The organism is Mycobacterium sp. UM_Kg1 (assembly GCF_000972925.1).
Lineage (GTDB): Bacteria > Actinomycetota > Actinomycetes > Mycobacteriales > Mycobacteriaceae > Mycobacterium > Mycobacterium hiberniae.
This window is the reverse complement of sequence record NZ_JRMK01000297.1, coordinates 1-1578: the sequence shown is the minus strand read 5'-3', so window position 1 is coordinate 1578 and position 1578 is coordinate 1. Positions and strand designations below refer to the sequence as shown.

General features: G+C 63.7%; 1 protein-coding gene. It reads left to right on the top strand.

The window, feature by feature from the left end; genetic code table 11:
- Positions 1 to 9 precede the first annotated feature (9 nt).
- The coding region (locus tag LI92_RS21170) for a type I polyketide synthase (protein WP_286135219.1) at positions 10 to 1578 on the top strand (1569 nt) is incomplete at its 3' end.

Sequence of the window (1578 nt, the reverse complement as noted above, 5' to 3'; positions counted from 1 at the left end):
GAGGTTGAGTTGAGCGAGAAGAGTGCTGCGTCGGTGGGGGGTCCGGATCGTCGGGCGATTGTTGCTGAGGCGCTGCGCAAGATTGATGATCTGACGGCGCGGTTGGCTGTTGCCGAGGCGGGGGACAGCGAGCCGATCGCGGTGGTGGGGTTGGGGTGTCGTCTGCCGGGTGGGGTGGATGGTCCGGCGGCGTTGTGGCAGTTGTTGTGTGATGAGGGTTCGGGGGTTGTTGGGGTTCCGGCGGATCGCTGGGATGCTGATGCGTTGTTTTCGTCGGATCATTCGGTGCCGGGGACGATTTGTTCTCGTGAGGGCGGGTTTTTGTCGGGGTGGCATCCGTCGGAGTTTGATGCGGAGTTTTTTGGTATTTCGCCGCGTGAGGCTGATGCGATGGATCCGCAGCAGCGGTTGTTGATGGAGGTGACCTGGGAGGCGTTGGAGCATGCCGGGATCACTCGGGAGGGGATTCGCGGTACGTCGACTGGTGTGTTTGTGGGTGTGACGACCAGTGATTATGCGGTGTTGGCGGCGGAGCGGTTGGGGCCGCGTGATGCTGATCCGTATTTTTCGTTCGGTAATGCGCCGAATTTTGCGGCGGGTCGGTTGTCGTATTTCTTGGGTGTGCATGGTCCGGCGTTGATGGTGGATACGGCGTGTTCGTCGTCGTTGGTGACGATTCATTTGGCGTGTGCGAGTTTGCGGCGTCGGGAGTCGGATCAGGCGTTGGCTGCCGGGGTGAATTTGATTTTGGCTCCGCAGAACAGTATTGCGACGTCGCGGTGGGGGATGTTGGCGCCTGATGGGCGGTGCAAGACTTTTGATGCTGCCGCTGATGGGTATGTGCGGTCTGAGGGTGCTGGGGTGGTGGTGCTCAAGCGGCTTTCGGATGCTCAGCGTGATGGTGATCGGGTTCTGGCGGTGGTGCGGGGTTCGGCGGTGAATCAGGATGGGCCGTCGAGTGGTCAGACGGTGCCGTCGGGTCCGGCGCAGCAGAAGGTGGTGCGGGCTGCGTTGGCGGCGGCGCGGTTGGAGCCCGGTGATATCGACTATGTCGAGGCGCATGGGACCGGGACTGCGTTGGGTGATCCGATTGAGTTGGATGCGTTGGCGGCGGTGTTTGGTGAGCGGGGTTCGTCGGCGCCGTTGGTGTTGGGGTCGGTGAAGACCAATGTGGGGCATCTGGAGTCGGCTTCGGGTGTGGCGGGGTTCATTAAGACGGTGTTGTCGGTGCAGCGGGGTTTCATTCCGCGGCATTTGAATTTTTCGGAGTTGACGCCGAATGCGGGTGTGGGGGCGTCGAGGTTTGAGGTTGCCGGGCGGGCGAGGGCGTGGCCTGCGGTGTCGCGTCCGCGTCGGGCGGGGGTGTCGTCGTTTGGGGTGTCGGGCACTAATGCGCATGTGATTGTGGAGCAGGCTCCGCAGGGGTCGGGGTGTGTTGGTGGGGAGTCGGTGGCTTCGGGGCCGGTGACGACGTTGGTGGTCTCGGGTAAGTCGCCGGCGCGGATCGCGGCGACCGCGGGGGTGCTGGCGCAGTGGCTGGCCACCGACGGCGCCGAGGCCACCCTGGCCGACGTCGCA